This window comes from Streptomyces sp. P9-2 (genome assembly GCF_051903975.1).
In the GTDB taxonomy this organism is placed as follows: Bacteria; Actinomycetota; Actinomycetes; order Streptomycetales; family Streptomycetaceae; genus Streptomyces; species Streptomyces cellulosae.
This window is the reverse complement of sequence record NZ_CP192633.1, coordinates 6,412,842-6,434,982: the sequence shown is the minus strand read 5'-3', so window position 1 is coordinate 6,434,982 and position 22,141 is coordinate 6,412,842. Positions and strand designations below refer to the sequence as shown.

At 73.7% G+C, this 22,141-nt stretch carries 23 protein-coding genes and 1 pseudogene; 15 read left to right on the top strand and 9 right to left on the bottom strand.

Translation table 11 applies throughout. The features are described 5' to 3' along the window. Nucleotides 1-124 precede the first annotated feature (124 nt). Nucleotides 125-757 carry a LysE family transporter gene (locus tag ACQY0Z_RS29140; RefSeq protein ID WP_254586145.1) on the top strand — a complete coding sequence of 211 codons (633 nt, stop codon included), beginning with the start codon at nucleotides 125-127 and terminating at the stop codon, nucleotides 755-757. A 218-nt stretch (nucleotides 758-975) separates the two neighbouring features. Here ACQY0Z_RS29140 and ACQY0Z_RS29135 read toward each other — a convergent pair whose 3' ends face one another. Then, nucleotides 976-2,700: a SpoIIE family protein phosphatase gene (locus ACQY0Z_RS29135; RefSeq protein WP_439813079.1), complete on the bottom strand. Its 1,725-nt coding sequence runs from the start codon at nucleotides 2,698-2,700 to the stop codon at nucleotides 976-978. Between the two features lie 276 nt (nucleotides 2,701-2,976). Here ACQY0Z_RS29135 and ACQY0Z_RS29130 point away from each other — a divergent pair, with 276 nt between their 5' ends. Further along, nucleotides 2,977-3,420 carry a nitroreductase family deazaflavin-dependent oxidoreductase gene (locus ACQY0Z_RS29130; protein WP_189900503.1) on the top strand — a complete coding sequence of 148 codons (444 nt, stop codon included), beginning with the start codon at nucleotides 2,977-2,979 and terminating at the stop codon, nucleotides 3,418-3,420. 76 nt (nucleotides 3,421-3,496) lie between these two features. Here ACQY0Z_RS29130 and ACQY0Z_RS29125 read toward each other — a convergent pair whose 3' ends face one another. Next, a complete protein-coding gene (locus ACQY0Z_RS29125; protein ID WP_337662813.1) occupies nucleotides 3,497-4,408 on the bottom strand; it encodes a cation diffusion facilitator family transporter in 912 nt (303 codons plus the stop codon). A 151-nt stretch (nucleotides 4,409-4,559) separates the two neighbouring features. On the opposite strand from ACQY0Z_RS29125, the gene ACQY0Z_RS29120 reads away from it, so the two are divergent. Next, nucleotides 4,560-5,588 (top strand): glutathione S-transferase family protein, encoded by a 1,029-nt coding sequence (locus ACQY0Z_RS29120; RefSeq protein ID WP_439813078.1) that lies wholly within the window; start codon nucleotides 4,560-4,562, stop codon nucleotides 5,586-5,588. A 49-nt stretch (nucleotides 5,589-5,637) separates the two neighbouring features. Continuing rightward, nucleotides 5,638-5,949, top strand: coding sequence for a DUF4235 domain-containing protein (locus tag ACQY0Z_RS29115; protein ID WP_189900291.1), 312 nt, complete (start codon nucleotides 5,638-5,640; stop codon nucleotides 5,947-5,949). Nucleotides 5,950-6,083: 134 nt separating this feature from the next. Here the strand turns inward: ACQY0Z_RS29115 and ACQY0Z_RS29110 are convergent, their stop codons facing one another. Beyond that, nucleotides 6,084-6,476, bottom strand: coding sequence for a VOC family protein (locus tag ACQY0Z_RS29110; protein ID WP_254588140.1), 393 nt, complete (start codon nucleotides 6,474-6,476; stop codon nucleotides 6,084-6,086). A 249-nt stretch (nucleotides 6,477-6,725) separates the two neighbouring features. On the opposite strand from ACQY0Z_RS29110, the pseudogene ACQY0Z_RS29105 reads away from it, so the two are divergent. The 3 genes and pseudogenes from ACQY0Z_RS29105 to ACQY0Z_RS29095 form a co-directional block, all read left to right on the top strand. Then, nucleotides 6,726-7,097 (top strand): annotated as a pseudogene (locus tag ACQY0Z_RS29105) (STAS domain-containing protein); the annotation flags it as partial. A 127-nt stretch (nucleotides 7,098-7,224) separates the two neighbouring features. Further along, nucleotides 7,225-7,887 (top strand): DUF4230 domain-containing protein, encoded by a 663-nt coding sequence (locus ACQY0Z_RS29100; protein ID WP_189900295.1) that lies wholly within the window; start codon nucleotides 7,225-7,227, stop codon nucleotides 7,885-7,887. A 70-nt stretch (nucleotides 7,888-7,957) separates the two neighbouring features. Beyond that, complete coding sequence (locus ACQY0Z_RS29095; protein ID WP_189900297.1) at nucleotides 7,958-8,434, top strand: VanZ family protein; 477 nt, start codon at nucleotides 7,958-7,960, stop codon at nucleotides 8,432-8,434. 58 nt (nucleotides 8,435-8,492) lie between these two features. On the opposite strand, the gene ACQY0Z_RS29090 is transcribed toward ACQY0Z_RS29095, so the two are convergent. Together ACQY0Z_RS29090 and ACQY0Z_RS29085 are read right to left on the bottom strand one after the other, a co-directional pair. Then, on the bottom strand, nucleotides 8,493-8,768 hold the full coding sequence (locus tag ACQY0Z_RS29090; protein ID WP_189900299.1) for a hypothetical protein: 276 nt from the start codon (nucleotides 8,766-8,768) through the stop codon (nucleotides 8,493-8,495). Nucleotides 8,769-8,830: 62 nt separating this feature from the next. Further along, nucleotides 8,831-9,640 carry an SDR family oxidoreductase gene (locus ACQY0Z_RS29085; protein WP_189900301.1) on the bottom strand — a complete coding sequence of 270 codons (810 nt, stop codon included), beginning with the start codon at nucleotides 9,638-9,640 and terminating at the stop codon, nucleotides 8,831-8,833. Nucleotides 9,641-9,766: 126 nt separating this feature from the next. On the opposite strand from ACQY0Z_RS29085, the gene ACQY0Z_RS29080 reads away from it, so the two are divergent. The 5 genes from ACQY0Z_RS29080 (at nucleotide 9,767) to ACQY0Z_RS29060 (ending at nucleotide 14,439) form a co-directional block, all read left to right on the top strand. Further along, the gene (locus ACQY0Z_RS29080) at nucleotides 9,767-10,852 is read left to right on the top strand and encodes a PHP domain-containing protein (RefSeq protein ID WP_439813077.1); all 1,086 of its coding nucleotides are present in this window, start codon (nucleotides 9,767-9,769) and stop codon (nucleotides 10,850-10,852) included. After that, a complete protein-coding gene (locus tag ACQY0Z_RS29075; RefSeq protein WP_439813076.1) occupies nucleotides 10,849-11,505 on the top strand; it encodes an HAD family hydrolase in 657 nt (218 codons plus the stop codon). The genes ACQY0Z_RS29080 and ACQY0Z_RS29075 overlap by 4 nt, the downstream gene beginning before the upstream one ends. Nucleotides 11,506-11,551: 46 nt before the next feature. After that, nucleotides 11,552-12,760: an FUSC family protein gene (locus tag ACQY0Z_RS29070; protein WP_254587066.1), complete on the top strand. Its 1,209-nt coding sequence runs from the start codon at nucleotides 11,552-11,554 to the stop codon at nucleotides 12,758-12,760. A gap of 311 nt (nucleotides 12,761-13,071) precedes the next feature. Then, on the top strand, nucleotides 13,072-14,103 hold the full coding sequence (locus ACQY0Z_RS29065) for an SDR family oxidoreductase (protein WP_439813075.1): 1,032 nt from the start codon (nucleotides 13,072-13,074) through the stop codon (nucleotides 14,101-14,103). A gap of 63 nt (nucleotides 14,104-14,166) precedes the next feature. Then, entirely contained in the window at nucleotides 14,167-14,439 is a 273-nt protein-coding gene (locus ACQY0Z_RS29060; protein ID WP_189900309.1) for a hypothetical protein, read from the top strand. A gap of 314 nt (nucleotides 14,440-14,753) precedes the next feature. Here the strand turns inward: ACQY0Z_RS29060 and ACQY0Z_RS29055 are convergent, their stop codons facing one another. Further along, nucleotides 14,754-16,040 (bottom strand): ROK family transcriptional regulator, encoded by a 1,287-nt coding sequence (locus ACQY0Z_RS29055; RefSeq protein ID WP_381725157.1) that lies wholly within the window; start codon nucleotides 16,038-16,040, stop codon nucleotides 14,754-14,756. Between the two features lie 82 nt (nucleotides 16,041-16,122). Further along, entirely contained in the window at nucleotides 16,123-17,118 is a 996-nt protein-coding gene (locus tag ACQY0Z_RS29050) for a phosphotransferase family protein (protein ID WP_439813074.1), read from the bottom strand. Between the two features lie 188 nt (nucleotides 17,119-17,306). Here ACQY0Z_RS29050 and ACQY0Z_RS29045 point away from each other — a divergent pair, with 188 nt between their 5' ends. The 3 genes from ACQY0Z_RS29045 (at nucleotide 17,307) to ACQY0Z_RS29035 (ending at nucleotide 20,688) form a co-directional block, all read left to right on the top strand. Beyond that, nucleotides 17,307-17,795, top strand: coding sequence for an FBP domain-containing protein (locus ACQY0Z_RS29045; RefSeq protein ID WP_189900315.1), 489 nt, complete (start codon nucleotides 17,307-17,309; stop codon nucleotides 17,793-17,795). 100 nt (nucleotides 17,796-17,895) lie between these two features. Next, nucleotides 17,896-19,164, top strand: a complete 1,269-nt coding sequence (locus ACQY0Z_RS29040) for an FUSC family protein (protein ID WP_189900316.1) — start codon at nucleotides 17,896-17,898, stop codon at nucleotides 19,162-19,164. 321 nt (nucleotides 19,165-19,485) lie between these two features. Further along, nucleotides 19,486-20,688: a lactonase family protein gene (locus ACQY0Z_RS29035; protein ID WP_439813073.1), complete on the top strand. Its 1,203-nt coding sequence runs from the start codon at nucleotides 19,486-19,488 to the stop codon at nucleotides 20,686-20,688. Here the strand turns inward: ACQY0Z_RS29035 and ACQY0Z_RS29030 are convergent. Both ACQY0Z_RS29030 and ACQY0Z_RS29025 read right to left on the bottom strand, forming a co-directional pair. Continuing rightward, nucleotides 20,656-21,384, bottom strand: coding sequence for a DUF2470 domain-containing protein (locus ACQY0Z_RS29030; protein WP_189900320.1), 729 nt, complete (start codon nucleotides 21,382-21,384; stop codon nucleotides 20,656-20,658). The two genes, ACQY0Z_RS29035 and ACQY0Z_RS29030, sit on opposite strands and share 33 nt — an antisense overlap. Nucleotides 21,385-21,480: 96 nt before the next feature. Then, nucleotides 21,481-22,089, bottom strand: coding sequence for a TetR/AcrR family transcriptional regulator (locus tag ACQY0Z_RS29025; protein WP_189900322.1), 609 nt, complete (start codon nucleotides 22,087-22,089; stop codon nucleotides 21,481-21,483). Between the last annotated feature and the right edge of the window lie 52 nt (nucleotides 22,090-22,141).

Sequence of the window (22,141 nt, the reverse complement as noted above, 5' to 3'; positions counted from 1 at the left end):
CGGGGGACGTGAGGATCCTGCCCATGTCCACGCACATGTTCCCGCCGCTCCCGTCCGCCCTCGCCGTCGTCGCGGGCCGACAGCAGCGGTCCGGCGCCCGGGAAGGCACGACTCCCCCGCGCCCGTGACCGCCGCGCTGCTCGCGGGGCTGCTCGCCGGCTACGGCATCGCGATCCCCGTGGGCGCCGTCGGCACCTACCTCGTCTCCCTCACCGCCCGTACGTCCCTGCGCACCGGTGTGTGCGCGGCGCTGGGCGTCGCCACGGCCGACGGCCTGTACGCGCTCGCCGCGGTCCTCGGCGGCTCCGCCCTCGCCTCGGCACTGCGCCCGGCCCTGGGCCCGCTGCGCTGGGTGTGCGTCCTCGTCCTGGCCGCGCTGGCGGCACGGGGCGCGGCGGGCGCGCTACGGCAGCACCGCGACCGCCGCCTCACCATGCGGGCCGTCCCGCCGCCTCCGGGCGCCCTGAGGGCGTTCCTGGCACTGCTGGGCCTCACCCTGCTCAACCCGACCACGGTGATCTACTTCGCGGCACTGGTCCTCGGCTCGCAGGGCGGTTCGGCGGCGGGCGCGGCGGAGCGAACGGTCTTCGTGACGGCGGCCTTCGCGGCCTCGGCTAGCTGGCAGGTCCTGCTGGCGGGGGGCGGGGCGCTGCTGGGCCGGGCGCTGACCGGCCACCGGGGGCGGCTGATGACGGCGCTGGTGGCGAGTGGGGTCATGACGGCGCTGGCTCTGCGGATGGCACTCACACCGGCCTGACGGCCGGTCGTCCTCAAGGGCCGGAGGGGCTGCAAGCAGCCCCTCCGGCACTTGAGGAGCGGGGAGCGAGCCGAAGCCCCGGCATTTCAGCCCCCTCGGCGCTTGAGGAGCGGGGTCCGGGGCGGAGCCCCGGGGCCGGGTACGGGAAGGGGCGGCGGGGGCGGGTACGGGAAGGGGCGGCGGGGCGGAACACCTCGTGCGGCACCCCCGCCGCACCCTCACCGCGCCCGCGCCAGCAGCAACGTGACGTCGTCCTCCGGAGCCCTCGGCAGCGTGTCGACGACAGCCGCACACAGCTCCGCCAGCGATGAGTCGCCACCCCGGGCAAGAGCCCCCCGCACCCGCTCCATCCCGACGTCGATGTCATGCTCCCGGTCCTCGACCAGCCCGTCCGAGTACAGCGCGATCAGCCCCCCCGGAGGCAACTCGAGCACCGCCGCCTCATGAGGCGGCAACCCGTACCCCAGCGGAGTGCCATGCGGCAGATCAGGAAACGCGAGGCTCCCGTCGGCCCCGGTGACAACCGGCGGCGGATGCCCGGCCAGGGCAACCGTGCAGGTACGCACCCCCGGGTCGTACACCGCGTACACACAGGTAGCCCCGACGGAGCAGCACTCCGGGTCCGCCTCGTCCGCCTCCACGAGATGCGCGGAGGTCCGGTCCAACCGGGCCAGCAACTCCGCCGGAGGAAGGTCGAGATCGGCCAGCGTACGGATCGCCGTCCGCAGCCGCCCCATCGCGGCCGCGGCGGCGATCCCGTGCCCCACCACGTCCCCGACGACCAGCGCGAGCCGCCCCCCGGACAGCCCGAACACGTCGAACCAGTCCCCGCCGGCGCTGTACTCCGCGTCGGCCGGGACGTAGTGCGCGGCCACCTCCATGGCGTCGCCCCCGTCCACCCGCCGCGGCAGCAGACTGCGCTGAAGCGTGAGCGCGGCGGTCCGCTCGCGGGTGTAGCGGCGGGCGTTGTCGAGGCTGAGCGCGGCGCGGGCGGCGATCTCCTCGGCGAGCAGCCGGTCGCCGTCGTCGAAGGGCGTCGGGTTGTCCGCGCGGACGAGGACCACCACGCCCATCAGCAGCCCGCGGGCCTGGAGGGGGACGATCAGCAGCGAGTGCATGCCGAACCGGCGGATCTTCTCCGCGCGCGCCGGGTCGTTGTCCAGCCAGGTGCCGGGCGAGGTGTCGATGTGCGGCTGCAGCAAGGGCCGGCCCGTGTGCAGCACCTGCGTGAAGGGCGATGCCTCGGGCACGAACACGGCATCCCCGGACGCCCACAGTGACTCGGGGGCGCCGTCGTGGACGGAGGCGACTCCGGCGCGGCGGAAGGTGGGGACGCGGCCGTCGGCGGTGCCGAGCCGTTCCAGCGGCTCCCCGCCGAGCCGTACCGCCTCCGTCAGATCGACGGTGACGTAGTCGGCCAGCAGCGGCACGGTGAAGTCGGCCAGTTCCTGCGCGGTGCGCACGACGTCCAGGGTGGTGCCGATACGCGCGCCGGCCTCGCTGGCCACGGCGAGACGGTCCTGCACGCCGCGTCCGCTGCGTACGTCCAGCACCAGCAGGGCCACGCCGAGCGGAAGGCCGTCGGGGTCGTCCAGGCGCAGGGCGGTGGCGGCGAGGAAGCGGGGCCGCCGGTCGCCCTGGACCACCGGGACGCGGTACGGGCGGCCGATGACGCAGGCACCGGTGTCGAGCACGTCGCGGACGGTCTCCTCCAGGGCGGCGGCGTCACCTGCCAGCGAGGCGCGGGGCGGCCGGCCTAGCCGCTGCTCGCGGGGGATGCCGTCGTACCGGGTGAGGACGTCGTTGGCCCAGACGCAGCGCAGCTCCGTGTCCCACACGGCGAGCCCGAGGCCCGCGTGCGTGAGCAGGGAGCGCAGCACGGGTCCGGCGGGGCCCCGGAGGAGTTCCTCCGGGCCGGGCGGTCGCGGGTCCGGTGCTGCCACGGTCCAGCCTCCCGGGGTCGGTCACACCTTTGCCGCACGTCAGCGCCGCCGAGGGGGCGGCGAGGCGTGGAGGGGCCCCCGTCCATGGAAACGGGGTCCCGCCGCCACGCGCAACTCGCCCGCCCGTCCTGCCCGCACGTCGGGGGTCGGACGGTGTTTCCTGGGCACTGGTCCTCCACGGCCGGGACACGCCCGGCGCGGACGACTTACGGGTGCGGTGGGGCGGAGCGATGACCGGCCCGGCCGTACAACGCGAGAACGATGGGACGGATGCCAATGCCTCTCGAAGGCGAGTACGAGCCCAGCCCGACGGCCTGGGTGCGGGAACAGGTGGAGCTGATCGAGCGGTCCGGCGGCACGGAGGGGACGACGCTGCAGGGCAAGCCGGTCGTCGTGCTCACCAGCCGGGGCGCGAAGAGCGGCAAGCTGCGCAAGACCCCGGTGATGCGGGTGGAGCACGACGGGCGGTACGCGGTGGTCGCCTCGCTGGGCGGCGCGCCCAGGCACCCCGTCTGGTACTACAACCTGAAGGCCCATCCGCATGTCGAGCTCCAGGACGGCCCGCACACATGGGACATGACGGCCCGTGAGGTGACGGGTGAGGAGAAGGCCGAGTGGTGGAAGCGCGCGGTCGAGGCGTTCCCGCAGTACGAGGAGTACCAGAAGAAGACCAGCCGGGAGATCCCGGTCTTCGTGCTGGAGCGCGTCGACCGGGGCTGACGGGGTGCGCGCACCGGCTCGGGAAAGATTCTCGGACCGGCCGCGCATGAAGCCTCGCCCGCCGGGCACACGAGCGTCAGGCCCCGCCGCGTTCCCCCGTCGCGGCGGGGCTTTCCCCTGCCTCCGCCGCCCCGCGCTCGGTGACGTCGAGGAAGACCTGGGCCGCCTCGGGGACCACCCGGACGATGGACCGCTTGATGCGCACGGCGACCTGTTCCACCCGCTCGCTGTCCAGTCCCGGCACCAGGTCGACACGGGCGGCCACCAGGGCGGTGTCCAGCCCGGTCTTCATGGTGAACAGCGCCTCCACGCTGTCGATCTCCGGCTGGGCGCGCAGCAGTTCCCGGATCCGGTCGCCGGTCCGGGGGTCGGCGGCCTCACCGATGAGCTGGTCGCGGGCCTCGCGGCCGAGCCGGTAGGCGACGTAGCCGAGGAGCAGCCCGATGGCGAGCGAGGCGCAGGCCTCCCACACCACCTGCCCGGTGATCATGTGCAGCGCCATGCCGGCCATGGCGAGGGTGACGCCGACGACCGCGGTGCCGTCCTCGGCGATGACCGTGCGCAGCGCCGGATCGCTCATCCCGCCGCCCTGACGGCGTACCTGGTAGAGGGCGCGCAGCAGCGAGCCGCCCTCGGCGAGGAGGGCCACGCCGAGCACGACGAGCCCGGCGACGTAACCGCTCAGGTGCTCCTCTCCCCCGTTCCGCAGGGCGTCGATCCCCTGGTAGAAGGAGAAGCAGCCGCCCATGACGAAGATGCCGACGGCCGCGAGCAGCGACCAGAAGAACCGTTCCTTGCCGTAGCCGAAGGGGTGACGGCGGTCGGCCGGGCGGCGGCTGCGGCGCAGGGCGGCGAGCAGGAAGACCTCGTTCACGCTGTCCGCCACCGAGTGCGCCGCCTCCGACAGCAGCGCGGGGGACGACGCGACCAGGCCGCCCACGGCCTTGGCGGCCGCGATCACGAGGTTGGCGGCGAGCGCCACCAGCACGGTGAGCCGTGTTCTGCGATCCGATCGTGTAGTCACGACGGCCGATTGCCCCGGTCGGCGCAGCTCATACCGTGCGGTCGGGGGAAAACGGGGAACGCGGTGACAGGGACGACGCAGCACCGACGAGTACCGACGACGGAGGGAGGCCACCATGGGCGGCCGCGACGACGCGGGCGGCGGCAACAGTGCGTACGGCAGGAAGGCGTTCAAACGGTCCCGGGCCCACTTCCAGGACCGGATCACCGCGGACGGGCGGGACGGGTGGCCCGTGGAGGCCGGGCGTTACCGGCTGGTGGTGAGCCGCGCCTGCCCCTGGGCGAGCCGGGCGCTGGTGTCGCGGCGGCTGCTGGGGCTGGAGGACGCGCTGTCCCTGGCGGTCGTGGACCCGATCCAGGACGACCGCAGCTGGCGTTTCACCCTGGACCCGGACGGCCGGGACCCGGTGCTCGGCATCCGCTACCTCAGCGAGGCGTACGACCGGCGGAAGACGGATTACCCGGGCGGGGTGAGCGTGCCGGCGATCGTGGACGTGCCCAGCGGGAAGCTGGTCACCAACGACTACCAGCAGATCACCCTGGACTTCGCGACCGAGTGGACGGCCCTGCACCGTGAGGGGGCGCCCGACCTGTATCCCGAGAAGCTCCGCGACGAGATCGACGCGGTGATGGACGACGTCTTCCGGGACGTCAACAACGGGGTGTACCGGGCGGGTTTCGCCACCGGGCAGGAGGAGTACGAGGCCGCCTTCACGAGGCTGTTCCGGCGGCTGGAGTCGCTGGAGCAGCGGCTGGAGCGGCAGCGGTACCTGGTGGGGGACACCATCACGGAGGCGGACATCCGGCTGTTCACCACGCTGGTGCGGTTCGATCCCGTGTATCACGGCCACTTCAAGTGCAACCTGTGGAAGCTGACGGAGAGCCGGGTGCTGTGGGCGTACGTCCGCGACCTGTACCAGACGCCGGGGTTCGGCGACACCGTCGACTTCGACCACATCAAGCGGCACTACTACCAGGTGCACACCGGCATCAACCCGTCCGGCATCGTCCCCCTCGGGCCCGACCTGTCCGGCTGGACGACTCCCCATCACCGCGAGGAGCTGGGCGGCCGGCCGTTCGGCGACGGCACCCCGCCGGGTCCGGTGCCGCCCGGTGAGGAGATCCCGGAGCGGGGCCGCCCCTGACCGACCACCCCCTGACGACCGAGCGACCAGCCGACCTAGGAGGAGCGACGTGGCGAAGAAGAGCAAGAAGGCGAAGAAGAAGATGCCGCTGGCGTACAAGCCGATCGGCTTCGCGCTGGGATGGACCAGCGGCACCGTGGCGGGCATGGCCTTCCAGAAGACCTGGAAGGTGATCAGGAAGGAGGACAACGCACCGGACGCGCTGGACCGTGACCGCCGCTGGGGCGAGATTCTGCTGGCCGCGGCGATTCAGGGGGCGATCTTCGCGGTGGTGCGGAGTGCGGTGGACCGGGCCGGCGCGAAGGCGATCGAACGGTCCACGGGGACGTGGCCCGTTCCGGACAAGGGTGGCCGCGACTGACCCGGTGCCGTCCCGGGGCTCCGCCCCGGACCCCGTTTCTCGAACGCCGGAGGGGCTACAGGTAGCCCCTCCGGCGTTCGAGGACGAGGCCCGCCAGGGCCGTAGGGGGGCAAGGGGCGCAGCCCCCGACACGCTCACCCCTGCTTGGGTGCCGTAGGCACACCCCTCCGCACCGTGAAGCTGTGACCCGCAGGATCGGCATACCCGCGTTCCTCCGCGGCGCCGGCCGCATCACCACTCTCCGTCGGGCGCCCGCCCAGACTCACGATCTTCCGCTCCACCCCGTCCAGGTCATCCGCCACGAACTCGAGGTGCGCCTGAAGAGAGTTCTCGGGCCGCGGCCAGCTCGGGGCGGTCGCGTTCACGTCGCGGCGCAGGGCCAGGCGGAAGCCGTCGGCGGTGCGGAGCTCCACCCGGTTGGCGGTCGCGTCGACGTGGTCCGCCTCCAGCAACTCCTTGTAGAACTCGGCGAGTTTCTCGGGTTCGGCGCAGTCGAGCACCACCACGCCCGTGGTCACCAGTGCCATGTCTCCTCCGCGGAGTCGGGTGCGGGGCGGTCCCGCCCCGTCTGAGGGACGCCTGTCCGCACTCCCCGCTTTCACGCATCGCCGCCGTAGCCTTCGATCAAAGTGGCGAAAAACTCGGTCGCAACACGAAGACATATGTCATTCGAACATGCTCAAATGCAGTCGTCCGCAAGTAACTCGCGTGTCTGGGGCCGGTGTTGGGGTCGGCGGGCCCCCCGGAGCACCCAGTTGGCTGGAGGCGATGGCGTCGTGCGGTTCGAACCCCCGCCGCTGACGCGGCATCTTCGCGTGCGCCGCGACCGGGGCCACACCGTGCTGGAGTTCCACGGTGAGATCGACATCGCGGCGGCGACCGAGATCGCGCCGCACCTCGATCTGGCGACCGCCGACCCGGACGCCCGCGTCGTCGTCGACCTGACCCACATCACGTTCTTCGACCTGTCCGGCCTGCGTCTGCTCTACCGGGCCCGGCACCGTCTCGCCGACGGACGGCTGCAGTTGGTCTGCGTCCACCCCCTGACCCTGCGGATGCTGCGCATCACCGGCCTGACCCGGCTGCTGCCTCCCCGGCCCTCCCTGGACGCGGCGCTGACCGCGCCCGAGTCGGAGCCCGGACCGGTGCAGGAGTCGCGGGTCCGCCCGCCCGTGCGCCCCCTCCGTGCCCCCGATGACGGAGTCCGTCCCCCAACTCCCCCGTCTGTTCCGTGAGATGGCGGGCATGCGGACGGGAGGAAGGAGGGCCGTCGCCATGACGACTCCGGTGAAGCGACCGACCGCGCGCGTGCCCGGCTGGGTGAAGGCACTGGGCGCGACGGTGGTGGTGCTGGCCGTGCTGTTCGCCGGCATCCGGCTGAGCGTACTGCCGGGCCTGAAGGACCTGTTCGGCACGGAGACCCGCGACCGCTCGGGGCCCGCGCTGCTGGAGTCCATCCAGGACATCAGCCGCTACGACGCCGCCTCGGGCAACTTCCAGGTGGTGGTGGACCTGGAGAAGGACACCAAGTACCTGCCGGACGCGATCCGCGGCAGCCGCACCCTGTACGTGGGCGCGGGCGCCGTCGACGCGTACGTGGACCTCGGCGGGCTGAAGGAGGGCGACGTCCGGGTGGACGAGGACCGCACCTCGGCCGTCCTGCGGCTGCCCCATGCCCGTCTCGGCACCCCCGCGCTGGACGTGGACCGCTCCTACGCCGTCTCCAAGCAGCGCGGCCTGCTCGACCGGCTCGGGGATCTGTTCTCGGACAACCCCAACAGCGAACAGGCCGTGCAGAAGCTCGCCGTGCGGCACATACGGGAGGCGGCCGAGGAGAGCGAGCTGACCGCGCGGGCGGAGACCAACACCCGGCAGATGCTCCAGGGTCTGCTGCGTTCCCTGGGGTTCGAGCGGGTGCGGATCACCTTCGCTAGCTGACCGGACTGTGCCGCCCGACCGGGGGTAACCGCCGTAGCACTCACGCACCTTGACGACTGGAGGACTTCCGATGGCCCGCGCCGCCCCCCAACCGCTCCCGCTGCCCCTCAGGCTTCTGGTGCTCCTGTGCGCCTTCGCCGTGATGGTGGTCTTCGCGGTGGTGCTGGCCCGGCTCACGCTGCAGCCGTCCCCCGCCTCGGAGGCCCTGACGCACACCAATCTGCACCCGGGCCGCTCCCTGCGGGCCTACCTGGACCAGCCGGGGCTGCGCGACGCGGTCAAGCAGATCGGCGGCAACATCCTGCTGGGCGTGCCCTTCGGGGTGCTCGCGCCGGTCGTCGCGCCGCGCACCCGGGGCTTCCTGCGAATCCTCGTCCTGACGGCCGTGGTGATGCTGCTGGTCGAGGTGGCGCAGGGCCTGCTGGTCACCGGCCGCGCCTTCGACATCGACGACGTCATCCTCAACACGGCCGGGGCGCTGCTCGGTTATCTGCTGATGGGCCGGCGGATGAGCAGGGCCGTGCACGCGCGCCGCAAGAAGGAGTGACCCCGCCGCACGGCACGCCGTACGCCTCCGTCCCCCGCGGGCGGAGGCGTACGGCCGTTCAGGGCTTCTCCTTCTGCTCCTCGCGGACCCGGGGGGCCTGGCGCGAGGACCAGGTGAACTTGTCCCCGCCCACCCAGCGGACCGTGTCGGGGTCGTCCAGGTCGTGCACCGTGATGCCGTACGCGGCGGCCGCCTGCAGCACGTCGGTGATGGACCTGGCCTCGCCGACGACCTGTCCGTCGATCTCCACGATCCGGAACGGCGGGTCTCCCGGCTGCACCCCGAGCACCGTGATCCGCGGCTGTGACATGTACGGACTCGCGCTTTCGGTCATGCATCGAGAGTAGACCCAAACGGCATGATCACGGCTTCCCGGACATGACCACCCGAGGTCGCTCAGGGGCGGCGCCACTCGTGGCTGGTCAGGTGGGATCCTGCCTGCGGTCCCATGCGGAGCATCCCGCCGTCCACGCTCCACGAGGCGCCGGTGACGTACGAGGCGTCGGGGCCGGCGAGGAAGGCGATCACCGCGGCGACCTCCCGGGCGTCGCCGGGGCGGCCGAGGGGGATGCCGGGGCGGCTCTCGGTGTGCGGGTCGGTGTCCTCCTGGCCGGTCATCGGGGTGGCGATCTCGCCCGGCGCGACCGCGTTCACCGTGATGCCGTGCTCGGCCAGCTCCAGCGCCATCACCTGGGTGAGCAGCCCGAGACCGCCCTTGGCCGCGCAGTACGGGGCGGCCCCCACGCGCGGCTGGTGCTCGTGCACCGAGGTCACGTTGACGATCCGGCCGCCGTCGCCCTGCCGGATCATGTGCCGCGCCGCCTTCTGCGAGCACAGGAACGGGCCGAGCAGGTCGACGTCGAGGACCTCGCGCACCTTCTCGGGCTCCAGGTCGAGGAAGGGCGTCATGGTGCCGGTGCCGGCGTTGTTGACCAGCACGTCGACGCGTCCCAGCCGGTCGCCCAGCTCGTCCACCGTGTCGGCGGCGCCGGGCAGCTCGGTGAGGTCCAGGTGGGCGACCTCGGCGCGGCAGCCGTGCGCGCGCACCTCCTCGGCGGTCTCCTCCGCGCCCTCGCGGTCGGTGAGATACGTGATCCCTACGTCCATGCCGGCGGCGGCGAGCCGTACGGCGGTGGCCCGGCCTATGCCGGAGTCCGCGCCGGTGACCAGGGCGACCTTGCCGTTGACGGGGGTGGAGAGGGACATACGGGCCTCCTCGTCGTCGGTGTCCGGGGTGCCGGGTCGCAGTACCCGTGGCGGCGCGCGCCAACCACCCCCGGCGCGGCGTGCGGCTCCGTACGCGCTGGGGAACCCTGGAGCGAGGAGGTGACCATGGACCCCGTGGAGGCGCTGGAGGACATCGCGTTCCTGCTGGAGCGGTCGCTGGCCCCGACGTACCGGGTCAGGGCGTTCCGCACCGCGGCGCGCACGCTGGCGGAGCTGGGCCGGGACGAGGTGCGCGAGCGGGCGGCGGCCGGGACGCTGGAGCGGCTCAAGGGCGTGGGGCCGAAGACCGCGCAGGTGGCGCGGGAGGCGCTGGCCGGGGACGTGCCGGAGTATCTGCGGAAGCTGCGCGAGCAGGCGGAGGCGGAGTCCGCGGACCGGGCGGGCGGGGAGCTGCGGGCGCTGCTGCGCGGGGACTGCCATCTGCATTCGGACTGGTCGGACGGGGGCAGCCCGATCGAGGAGATGGGCCGTACCGCCGCCGCGCTGGGCCACGAGTGGGCGGTGCTGACGGACCACTCCCCCCGGCTGACCGTGGCGCGCGGCCTGTCGGCGGAGCGGCTGCGGGAGCAGCTGGACGTGGTCGAGGAGCTGAACGGGACATGGGCGCCGTTCCGGCTGCTCACCGGCATCGAGTGCGACATCCTCGAGGACGGCTCCCTCGACCAGGAGCCGGAGCTGCTGGATCGGCTGGACGTGGTCGTGGTGTCCGTGCACTCCAAGCTGCGGATGGACGCCCGGTCGATGACCCGCCGGATGGTGGCGGCCGTGCGGAACCCGCACTCCGACATCCTCGGGCACTGCACCGGCCGGCTGATCAGCGGGCGCGGGCGGCCGGAGTCGGAGTTCGACGCGGACCAGGTGTTCGCGGCGTGCGCGGAGACCGGCACCGCCGTGGAGATCAACAGCCGGCCCGAGCGGCTCGACCCGCCCCGGCGGCTGCTGCGGCGGGCGGTGGACGCGGGGGTGCTGTTCTCCGTCGACACGGACGCGCACGCGCCCGGGCAGCTGGACTGGCAGATCCTCGGGTGCGCCCGCGCCGAGGAGTGCGGGGTGCCGCCGGAGCGGGTGGTGACCACCTGGTCGCTGGAGGAGCTGCTCGCCTGGTCGCGGGAGCACAGGACGCCCGCGGGCGTGGCGGGCCGACTCGGTGGTACCCGTACGGGTCCGCGAGGAGAGGAAGGACCTTCATGACACGGGCGGCGGTCTTCGACGTCGACGGCACTCTGGCCGACACCAACCATCTGCACGTCACGGCCTGGTGGGAGGCGTTCCGGCAGGCCGGGCACCAGGTGCCCATGCACGCCGTCCACCGCGCCGTGGGGCTGCCCTCCACCGATCTGATCGCGCATCTGCTGGGCGAGGACCGGGACACCTCGCGGGACGCGGAGCTGAGCGCGGCGCACAAGACGCTGTACGGGCAGTACTTCGACCGGCTGCCCGCCCTTCCCGACGCCGGGCGGCTCCTCGAGCGGCTGCACGACGGCGGCTGGACGGTGGTGCTCGCCACCTCGGCCGGCGGGGCGGAGCTGGACGCGCTGCGCCGCGCGATCGGCGCGGACCGGGCGATCTCCGCGACGGCGAGCGCCGACGACGTCGACGAGGGCAAGCCGGCGCCCGAGCCCGTCGAGCACGCGCTGGAGCTGGCCGGGGCGCCCGCCGAAAACGCGGTGTTCGTGGGCGACACGGTGTGGGACATGCGGGCGGGGACGCGGGCCGGGGTGCGCTGCGTGGGCCTGCTGTGCGGCGGCATCCCGCGCGCCGACCTGACGGAGGCGGGCGCGGACGCGGTGTACGACGACCCGGCGCACCTGCTGGCGTCGCTGGCCGACTCTCCCCTCGCGTGAGATTCCGCATGCTTGCCCACCGGTCCGGCAGGGAAACCGCAGGCCCATGACGCGGGTGATCGACGGGACGGGAAGCGACAGAGCGACGTCGGGGCGGCTGGCCCGGGCCGTGGACGCGGTGCGCTGGGAGGCGAACTCGGTGGGCCGGGCGGCGCGGGCCGTCGTGCGCGGGCCGGGGCGGGAGAGGGACCTGCTGGTCCAGTCGCTGAAGGCGGCGCTGGCGGCGCTGCTGGCCTGGCTGGTGGCGCAGGTGTGGCTCGGCGACCCGATGGCGCTGATGGCGCCGTGGGTCGCGCTGGTGCTGGTGCAGGCCACCGTGTACAGCTCGCTGGTGACGGGGGCGCGGCAGTTCGCCGCGATCTGCATCGGCGCTCTGGTGGCATCGGGCGCGCAGGCGGTCACCGACGACAACACGGGCGCGCTCGCCCTGTCCGTACCGGTGCTGGTGCTGCTGTCGAACTGGCGGCGCTTCGGCGACCAGGGCATCTACGCGGCGACCACGGCCGTCTTCACCATCGCCTCGGGCACGGTGAGCGTGGAGGCGGTGGGGCACCGGCTGGGGCAGGCGGCGCTCGGCGCGGTCATCGGCGTCGCGGTGAACGCGTTGGTCCTGCCGCCGGTGCATCTGCGGGACGTACGGGAGAACCTGGCGGCGCTGGCCCGGGAGGCGGGCGAGGTGCTGAGCGCCGTCGCGGAGGACCTGCGCGAGGGCGAGTGGGACGCGCAGACGGCGGTCGGCCGGCTGAACACGGCGAAGCGGCTCCAGGACCGGCTGGACGCGCTGCGCTCGGCGCGCGGCTGGAGCAGGGAGAGCCTGCTGCTGACGTCCGGGTGGCTGCGCAAGCTGCACCGGGCGCCGACGGAGGCGCTGCCGTCGGAGGACGAGGACGAGCGGCTCGGCCGGATCACCGGCCACGTCATGGCCCTGACCCGCAGCCTGGCCGTCGCGGCGGACGAGGAGCGCTCCGCCGCCGCGCCCGACCCGGAGGTGCTGCGCTCCTACGGGAAGCTGCTGGAGCTGCTCGGGGACAGCTGCCGTGCGGAGGCGGACCGGCTGCTGGGTGAGGAGGAGCCCGGTGACCCGCTGCTGGACGAGCGGACCGGCGCGGCGATGCGGGAGCTGCACATCTCGCTCCAGGAGGGCCTGACCCAGGAGGCGGTACAGGGCGCGGCCCGGACGGCGGTGCTGGGCACGCTGGTGCTCCAGGCGGAGAACCTGTGGGCCGACCTGAACCCGGAGGCGCGGGGCCGCTGACCGGCGCGGCCGGGTGGTGACACACGTCACCGCTCGATACGGCCGCGGGCGGAACACAGCGAGGCTGTTGCCCGTTGAACAGACCGTGGGTGCGGATGGGACAGTGTCCCCGGGCCTCACCATCCGCCCACAGGGACGATCGTTCGGCTGAAGCCCTGTGGTGCCTTTCGCCGAGAGGCGACCGCCATGCGCACCCACCTGTTTGCCGCCCCGGCCGTGATTCCCCCGTCACGGCCGGGGCTCTTTTTCGTGCCCGCGCACGGGGTACCCGGACCGCTCCGCGGAAGCAGTGCGGCCGGAGGGAGCGGAACGTGAGCAGCGCAGCGGGACTCAAGGTCGTCGTCACGGGCGCCACCGGGAACGTCGGGACCAGCGTGGTGCGGGCCCTCGTGGAGGAACCCGAGGTGGGTTCCGTACGGGGGCTGGCGCGGCGGATTCCCGACTGGTCTCCGCCGAAGACGGAGTGGGCGGCGGTGGATCTGGCCTCGGACCGGTTCGACCTGGTGCGGGAGTTCGCCGGCGCCGACGCGGTGATCCATCTGGCCTGGGCGTTCCAGCCCACGCACGACCCGGCGACCACTTGGCGCAGCAACGTGCTCGGCAGCATGCGGGTGTTCGACGCGGTGGCCCGGGCGGAGGTGCCGACGCTGGTGCACGCCTCGTCGGTGGGGGCGTACTCCCCCGGCCCCAAGGACCACGCGGTGGACGAGTCGTGGCCGACGCACGGCTGGCCGGACGCCGCGTACTGCCGCGAGAAGGCGTATCTGGAGCGGGCCCTGGACATCGTGGAGCGCGACCGGCCCGCGCTTCGGGTGGTGCGGATGCGGCCCGCGTTCCTCTTCAAGCGCGAGTCGGCGAGCGAGCAGCGGCGCATCTTCGGCGGGCGCCACCTGCCGGGGCAGCTGGCGCGCCCCGACCTGCTGCCGTTCCTGCCGGACATCCCCGGCCTTCGGATGCAGGTGCTGCACACGGACGACGCGGCGCAGGCGTACCGGCTGGCGGTGCTGTCCGCGGAGGCGCGGGGTCCGTACAACCTGGCGGCGGAGCCGACGGTGGACGTGGATCTGCTGGGCGAGATGTTCGGGACGCGCCGGGTGCGGCTGCCGCGCGCGGCGGCCCGGTCGGCGGTCGCGGCGGCGTGGGGACTCCGGCTGCTGCCGGCCTCCCCGCATCTGTTCGACGCGGTGCTGCGGCTGCCGCTGATGGACTGCACGCGGGCGCGGGTGGAGCTCGGCTGGCGGCCGACGCGCGCGGCGACGCAGGTGGTGGAGGAGTTCCTGCTGGGCATGCGGCAGGGCGCCGGGGAGAGCACGGCGCCACTGCACGGCAGCGCCGTCGGCTGAGGCGCGCTTGCGCGGGGCTGTGCGGGGTACCCGCGAGGGCCGTACGGATGAAGGGAGAGCGTCGTGACCGACCATCGCCTCGAAGGCCCCGGTGAGAACGGCGTGGGCGTCCCCCGGGACCTGCCCGACCAGCAGGCCGGCCCCGACGAGGACCCCTGGGAGGTCGCCCCGGCCGCGGCGGAGCGGGAGAGCGAGCGCAAGTCCGAGGAGTCGGACGGCCCGGACTCCGAGGAGGACGTCCCCGACACGGACGAGGCAGGCACGGGCCGCCAGGGCGCGCCCCATTCGGCGGCGTCCTACCCGGAGGCACCGGTACCGGACGAGTCGACGGGCTGACGTCCGGGGCGCGCGCCAACTGGGTGCCGGTGCCACCGGGGCCGGTTCGGGGCGGCTGCCGCCCCGAACCCGCAGAGCGCCGGGTACCTCAGCCCGGTACGCGGTCCCCGGAGAGCCCGCGCCAGGCAGGCACCGGCACCGCCGGGCCCGGTTCGCAGGCGCGGGCCGGCCGCGCCGCGTCCGTTCGCGGCGGACGCCTGGCCGGAGCGGACCGCCACGCGTCTCCGCGCGCTTGCGGGGCCCGGGCGCCGGGCGGGGCGCTGCCGGGCCCGGTTCGGGGTGCGGGCGCCCCGAGGGAACACGCCGTCAGGCGCTCAGCGCGGCACCCGGTCCCGGAGGGCCTCCCGCCAGGCCGGGGCCGGGACCGTCGGGTCCGGTTCGGGGCGGCGGCCGCCCCTGTCGAAGAAGTCGGCCAGCGGCAGGATCGCCGCGCCGACCGTCACCGCGTCCGGGCCCAGCTTTCCGAGTTCGATCGTGACCCGTTCCGCCGGATGGCGCAGTGCGTACGAGAGGGCGTGGCGGCGGACCGCAGGCAGGAAGCGGGAGCCTAGCTGGAGGCCGGCCCAGCCGCCCATGAGGATACGTTCCGGCTGGAAGAGGTTGATCAGGTCGGACAGGCCCGCGCCCAGGTACTCGGCGGTCTCCTCCAGCACCGCGAGGGCGACGGGGTCGGCGTCCGCGCCGTCGGCCGGGTAGGCGGCGGCGAGCATCGCGGTGAGCGCCGTCTCCTCGTCGGTGTCCTCCGGGACCCGGCCGCCCTCCTCGCGCCAGCGGGCCAGCAGCGATTCCGCGCCCGCGTACGCTTCCAGGCAGCCCGGCGCGCCGCACCTGCAGCGGCGGCCCCGGACCCGTACGGTCAGGTGCCCCCACTCCACCGCCCGGCCGTGCCGTACCTCCGGCGTGACCAGGCTGGCGCCGACGCCGGAGCCGAAGAGGACCACGAGGGCGTTCTCCGCGCCGCGTCCCGCGCCGAACCACATCTCCGCCTGGCCGAGCGTCCGGGCGCCGTTGTCGATGAAGTACGGCACGCCGTCGGGCAGCGGAGAGCTGTCACGCAGCAGGGACTCCAGCGGGACCGCGTCCCAGCCGATGGTCTGCCCGTGCACGACCGCGCCCCGTTCGGCGGTGCGCTCGACGATGCCGGGCACACCGATGCCGACGCCGAGAAACCGCTCGGGCGCCAGTTCCGCCGCGGCGAGCACCTCGTCGATGCCGGAGCGGATGTGGTCCACGATGACCTCGACCTCGTACCGCTGCTGCTCCAGCGGTCGTTCGGTGCGGGCCAGCTCGGTGAGGGCGAGGTCGAACAGCTCGACGCGGACGCGGGTCTCCCCGACATCGACGCCGATCATGTGACCGCTCGTGGGGGCCACGCGCAGCAGGGTGCGGGGGCGGCCGCCGTCGGAGTCGACGCTGCCGGCCTCCTCGACCAGTCCGTCGGCGATCAGGTCGGCGACGACGTTGCTGACGGAGCCGGAGCTGAGGCCGGTCGCGGGGCCGAGTTCGAAGCGGCTGAGGGGGCCGTCGAAGTAGAGCCGCTGCAGCACGGCCGTACGGTTGGCCCGTCTGAGGTCGCGCACCGTGCGCCCGTTGCCCGCCATGTGGCTCCCCTCCCATGCACCCGGCCCGACCTGCAACATACCTCCGGGCGGCGCCCCGGCGCGACTTTCCCTCCCCCTTAGTTCACGATGTGAACTTACTTGCCTTGTCGATTTCCTCCAGGGTGGCCGTCAGGTGCGGGCCGACCCTCTCCCGTACCCGGCGCGCGTCCTCCGCGCCCACCGCCCGGGGCACCGTCTCCGTCAGCATGATCAGGTCGAGGTAGGCGCGGTACAGCGCGAGGCGCAGCCGGGCGTCCTCGTCGAGGACCGCGGGGCCGCCCTCCTCCGTGTAGCCGGCGAGGAACGCGTCGTCCCGCTCGATGTCGTCGAGGAGCGCCAGGGAGACGAAGTCGGCGAGGGGGTCACCCCAGAACATCCGCTCACCGTCGATGAGTCCGCCGATGCGGGCGGGTGCGTCCGGACCGTCCCGGTCGACCAGGATGTTGCCGGGCCACAGGTCGAAGTGGACCAGCACCGGCACGGTGACCGCGTCCAGCGCGGGAGCGGCGGCCCGGAACACGGCGGCCACCTCGTCCACGGGGCAGGGCAGCCAGGGCCGGTGGTCGTGGGCGTCGGCGAGCACGGCGTCGGTCATCGCGGTGAACGCGGTCCGCCAGTCGGGTGCGAGCGGGCCGAGGGCGCCCGTGGGGTAGCCGTACGCGGTGCCGGTGACCCGGTGCAGCCGCGCCACCTGGCGGCCCAGTTCCGTACGGAGGGCGTCGCGCTCCTCGTCGGAGGGCGCCGCCTCGGGCCAGGGCACGCCGGGACACGCGGTGAGCAGCAGGTGCGGTTCGGCGTCGTCCGGGGCGAGGGACACGGCGCGCGGCGCGGGCACCCCGGCCCGCTCGGCCCCGGCGCAGAAGTCGGCCTCCGCGACCAGAAGTCGCCTCTCGTGGCGCAGTCCGGGAACGGTGGGCGGCGGCGGGACCTTCAGGACGTAGCGGGTACCGTCGGACAGGAGGATCTCCTCGACGGTGTTGTAGGTGCCTCCGGCCAGCGGACGCACGCCGGACAGAGCACCCGGCGGCAGACCGGCGTCCGCGAGCACCCTGCGGGCCCGTTCCCAGGAGTCCCCCATCGGGCGTACCCCTCCCCCTCGGCGACTGCGGTACAGCGTACGGCGCGCTTCCGGGCGGGATGCCGGGACGGTGGGCGGCGGACCGCGCGCGGCGGAAAACCGTTGGCTCCGGCGCGGGACGGGTCCCTACGCTGGCCGCCGAAACCTAGACCCCCTAGGTTTGACGGAACATCACAGGAGACGCCCTCATGAAAGCTCTCACCGAGCGGGACATCCGCGGTTCGTTCATCAACTGCTCGAAGGGTGAGGCGAAGCGGCTGCACGTGCCCCGGGACCTGGACGGGCGTCCGTGGGACGACCTCGACTTCCTGGGCTGGGGCGATCCGGGCGCGCCCGACCGCAGCTATCTGGTCGTCGAACGGCAGGACGAGCTCGTCGGAGTGGCGATGCGCTTCCAGCCGGCCCAGCGGGGCTTCCTCCACCGCAGCATGTGCTCCCTGTGTCTGACGACCCATCCGCGCGGCGGGGTGTCGCTGATGACCGCGCGGAAGTCGGGCCCGGCGGGCCGCGAGGGCAACTCGGTCGGCGCGTACATGTGCACCGACCTGGCCTGCTCCCTGTATCTGCGCGGCCTGAAGGTGCCGGAGACCGGGGCGCGGTTCGAGGAGAGCCTCACCCTGGAGGAGCAGATCGACCGTACGCGGCAGAATCTCCTCGCCTTCATCGACAAGCTGTGACCCCGTCGGGCGACGGGGTGTGGTCCCGTTGCCGTACCCCGGGCGACTGCCGTCACGGCAAACACGTTCGTCACACGCGTGGAGGGGGAACCGTCCGAGGATGCACGTCGTACGCCAGATGACCGCGCCTGCCGTCCGGTGGCTCAAGCAGCACCGTGATCCGCTGACCGTGCAGACGGTGCGGTCGGCGGCCGCGGCGACCATCGCCTACGTCATCGCGGTCCGCCTGAGTCCGGAGGCCGCGCCGCTCACCGCTCCCCTGACGGCGCTGCTCGTCGTCCAGGTCACCCTGTACTCGACCCTGAGGATGGGTCTGCGCCGGGTGAACTCCGTGGTGACGGGCGTGGTGCTGGCGATCCTCTTCAGTCTGCTGGTGGGTCTGACCTGGTGGAGCCTCGGGCTGCTGATCCTCGCGGCGCTGATCGCCGGCCACATCGTGCGGGCGGGCGAGTTCGTGCCCGAGGTGGCGATCAGCGCGATGCTGGTGCTCGGCGTGACCGCGCACGGCGACACGGCCTGGGCGCGCATCGTGGAGACGCTGATCGGCGCGTTCGTCGGGATGGGGTTCAACCTGCTGCTGGCGCCCCCCGTATGGGTGGAGGAGGCCGGCGAGTCCATCGAGGAGCTGGCGCGCCGGGTACGGCAGCTGATGCTGCGGATCGGCGAGGAGGCCGCGGGCCGTCCGCCCGCGGCGCGCGCGGCGGCCCGGCTGCACGAGGCGCGGCGCCTCGACCACGACATCAGCGAGGTGGACGCCGACCTGCGGCAGGCGGAGGAGAGCCTGCGGCTCAACCCGCGTGTCCGGGAGGGGCTGCTGCACCGGGTGGTGCTGCGTACGGGTCTGGACACGCTGGAGATCTGCACGGTGGTGCTGCGGGTGCTGGCCCGCACGCTGACCGACCTGGCGAAGGAACGGGAGCCGGAACGTCTCTTCTCGGAGGAGACGGGCCAGGTCTTCGAACAGCTGCTGGCGGAGATCGCCGACGCGGTGGTCAGCTTCGCGGTGCTGGTCACCACGAGCGTGAGCGCCAACGCCGAGTCGGCGGAGGAGCGGCTGTCCTCGCAGCTGCGGCAGGCGGCCGGCACCCGCGACAAGCTGGCGGAGCTGCTGTACGAGGAGGCGCGGCGCGACCGGGACCGGTGGCAGTTGCTGGGCGCACTGCTGACCGAGGTCAACCGCATCCTCGACGAGATGGACACCGAGCACCGCACCCGCCGCCTGTTCGAGGAGCTGGACCGCCACTCGCGGGAACAGCGCGAACGGCTCCCCCGAATCACCCGCATGCGGGACCGGCTGTCCGGTCTCCTGGGCCGCATCCGGGGCCTGTTCCGCCGCGACCGGGAGGGGAAGGCGGCGGGGCGGGGCTGAGGGGACGGCGACGAGGCCCGCCGTGCACACCCCGTTGTCTTTTTCGCGGTCCTGCAAGAGGGCCGCTGGCCTCCGGGCCCGGCATGACTGTTGCCCCCCGGGCCCCGGCAGGCGGGCCACCCCCGTGCATCTGCCTCCGGGCCCTTGGAAGGCGTGCGCCCGGAAGGACGCGTGTCTCCGTGCCCGGAGGGCGGGGGCCCGCGCCCCTGCGGAAACGGCCGCGTCCCGCCCGCGCGAGCGGGTTTCCCTTGCGTTCGACCCGTGATCGACGCCAAGGTTGCCCGAGGCGAGCGGGACGGGAGACGACCTGAGGTGCGTGTGATGACGAGGGCCGGATGGAGCAGGCGTCGCTTCGTGGGCGCGTTCGCGGGGACGGCCGCCGGGATGTCGCTGCCCGCCTGCGACGGCGGCTCCCACCCGTCCGACGCCCCGACCCCGCCGGCCCCGGCCACGGTGACCGGCCCGCCCACGCCGAGCGCGACGCCCTCGGGTCCGCGCCCGCTGTACCTGGGCACGTACACCTCGGTCGACGGCGGCGGCGAGGGCATCGGGACCGCGACGTACGACCCGGCGACGGGGCGGATCAGCGGCGGGGGCGTCATCGGCGGGGTGGGCGACCCGTCGTTCCTGGCGGTGCACCCGGACGGCCGGACGCTGTACGCGGTGAACGAGCGGGAGGACGGCGCGGTGACCGCCGTACGGCTGTCCGACCGGAAGGTGCTGGGGAGCAGCGCCACCGGCGGGTCCGCACCGTGCCATCTGTCGGTGCATCCCGGCGGGGAATTCCTGCTGAGCGCCGACTACGGCTCGGGCACGGTCGCGGTGCACCGGATCGAGGCGTCGGGCGCGCCGGGCGGGCGCACGGACCTGGTCACCCACTCGGAGCCGGCGCCGGGCCCGGGTCAACAGGGCCCGCACGCGCACCAGTTCCTCACCGCCCCGGACGGCGGCCACGTCCTCGCCGTGGATCTGGGCACGGACACCGTGTACACGTACCGCCTCGACGAGAAGGCCGGCACCCTCACCGAGGTGTCGCGGGCGACCGCGCGGGCCGGCGCGGGACCGCGCCAGCTGACCTTCCACCCCGGCGGGCGGTACGCCTACCTCGCCAACGAGCTGGACGACACGGTGACGGTGTGCGCGTACGAGCCGCAGTCGGGGCGGCTGACGATCGGGGAGCCGCAGCCGACGGGCTCGGACCCGCAGGCCGGCACCAACTACCCGGCGCAGCTCGTCGTCACCGGCGACGGCCGGTGGGCGTACCTCGCGAACCGGGGCCACGACAGCGTCGCGCGGTACGCCGTCGAGGAGGACGGGGCCCGGCTGCGCCTGCTCGGCACGGTGCCGGTGGGCGGCGACTTCCCGCGCCACATCGCCCTCTCCCCCGACGGCGGGCTGCTGTTCACGGCGAATCAGAAGTCGGGCGACGTCAGCGTGTTCCGCGTGGACGCGGACAGCGGTGAGCTGAGCCCGGCGGGCGAGCCGTTCGCGTCACCCGTCGCCGTCTGCGCGCTGCCCCTGTAGCGGACGGGGGCAGGACGCGGCGGCCGCCTGCGACAGCAGGACGTGCATCCGCTCGGTGAGCTGCGAGACGTCATCGGCGGGCGCGTGGAACGCCAGTCGTGCGTCACCGTCGGTGCGGGCGCGTTCGATGCGCAGGGTCAGTCCGTGCCGGTCCACGGCGAGCGGCCGTACCCGGACCGCGCCCTGCAGGCTCGCCGGGTCGACCAGGCGGGTGAGGCGGTCGACGGCGTCGGCGTGGCAGTCCGCGAGGTGGGTCAGCAGCCGCGCCTCGGCGCCGGCCAGCGGGTCGGGCGCGGCGGCGGCGAACTCGTCGGCGCCGACCATCAGCGCGCCGGAGGGCCTGCGCAGGACCACACGGGTGGGCCGCAGCTCCAACCGGCCGCCCTCGACGGAGAACCACCCGGCGATCCACACCCGGGAGCGGACGCGGTCGCGCACGGGGACGGGGGCGACGTCGGCGAACTCCAGCACGGCGGACGGCTCTCCGCGCGGCGCGCAGACCGCGGCGGCGAGCAGGGCGCCGTCCTCGGGCACCTCCAGCAGCACCCGCCCGTCGTCCGTCACGGTGTGCGCGCCGACCAGTTCCTCGCGGGTGCCCTCCGCGGTCACCGTGCAGGACCATGCGGCGGCGAGCACGGAGCGGGCCCGCTCGGCCGCGCCCGGTGCGGCGGCCCAGCCGTGCGTGTGGTCACCCATTCCCAACCTCCTATTAGGTAAGCCTTGCCTAACCTATCGAAGATCGAGGCGTGCGCCAACCGGCCCCGGTGATCTTTGCGGAACTTTCAGGGGCACTCAGGGCGTGAGGACGCCCAACAGCGCACGCGCGCACAGGTCCCGTACCTGGTCGCGCTCCAGTCGCGCCCCGCGCAGCCACTCCAGACAGACGGCCGTGGTGAACGCCAGCCAGCCGCGCACCGCGAGCCGGGTGTCCGGCCGCTCCTCCAGCGCGGGACCGAACTCGGGGTCGGCGGCGAGCGCGGCGAGGATCTGCCGCTCCTGGGCGGCCAGCGCCCGCCGGTAGACCCGCCGCACCGCCTGGTCCCCCGCCGCGTCGGCGCGATGGAAGGCGCGGTAGCCGTGCGCGTGGGACTCGACGTACTCCAGATAGGCGTCGAGCCCGGCGGTGAGCTGCTCGCGCACCGGGACGCCCGGCACCGGCGCCGTCATCCGCAGCATGCGCTCGCTCTCGCGCTCCACCACGGCCGCGAAGAAGTCACGTTTCGCCGGGAAGTAGTGGTAGAGCAGCCCGCGCGACACCCCGGCGATCTCGGCGACCTGCTCGATCCACACCTCGTCGTACGGGCTCTCGGAGAACAACCGCGCACCCACGGCGAGCAGTTGCTCCCGGCGTTCCTCGGTGCTGAGCCGGCGGCGCGCCCGCCCGCCCTGGTCCACGGCCATTCCCGCACTGTAGTTGACGCCGGTCCGGCCGTCGGATCAGACTAAGACCGCG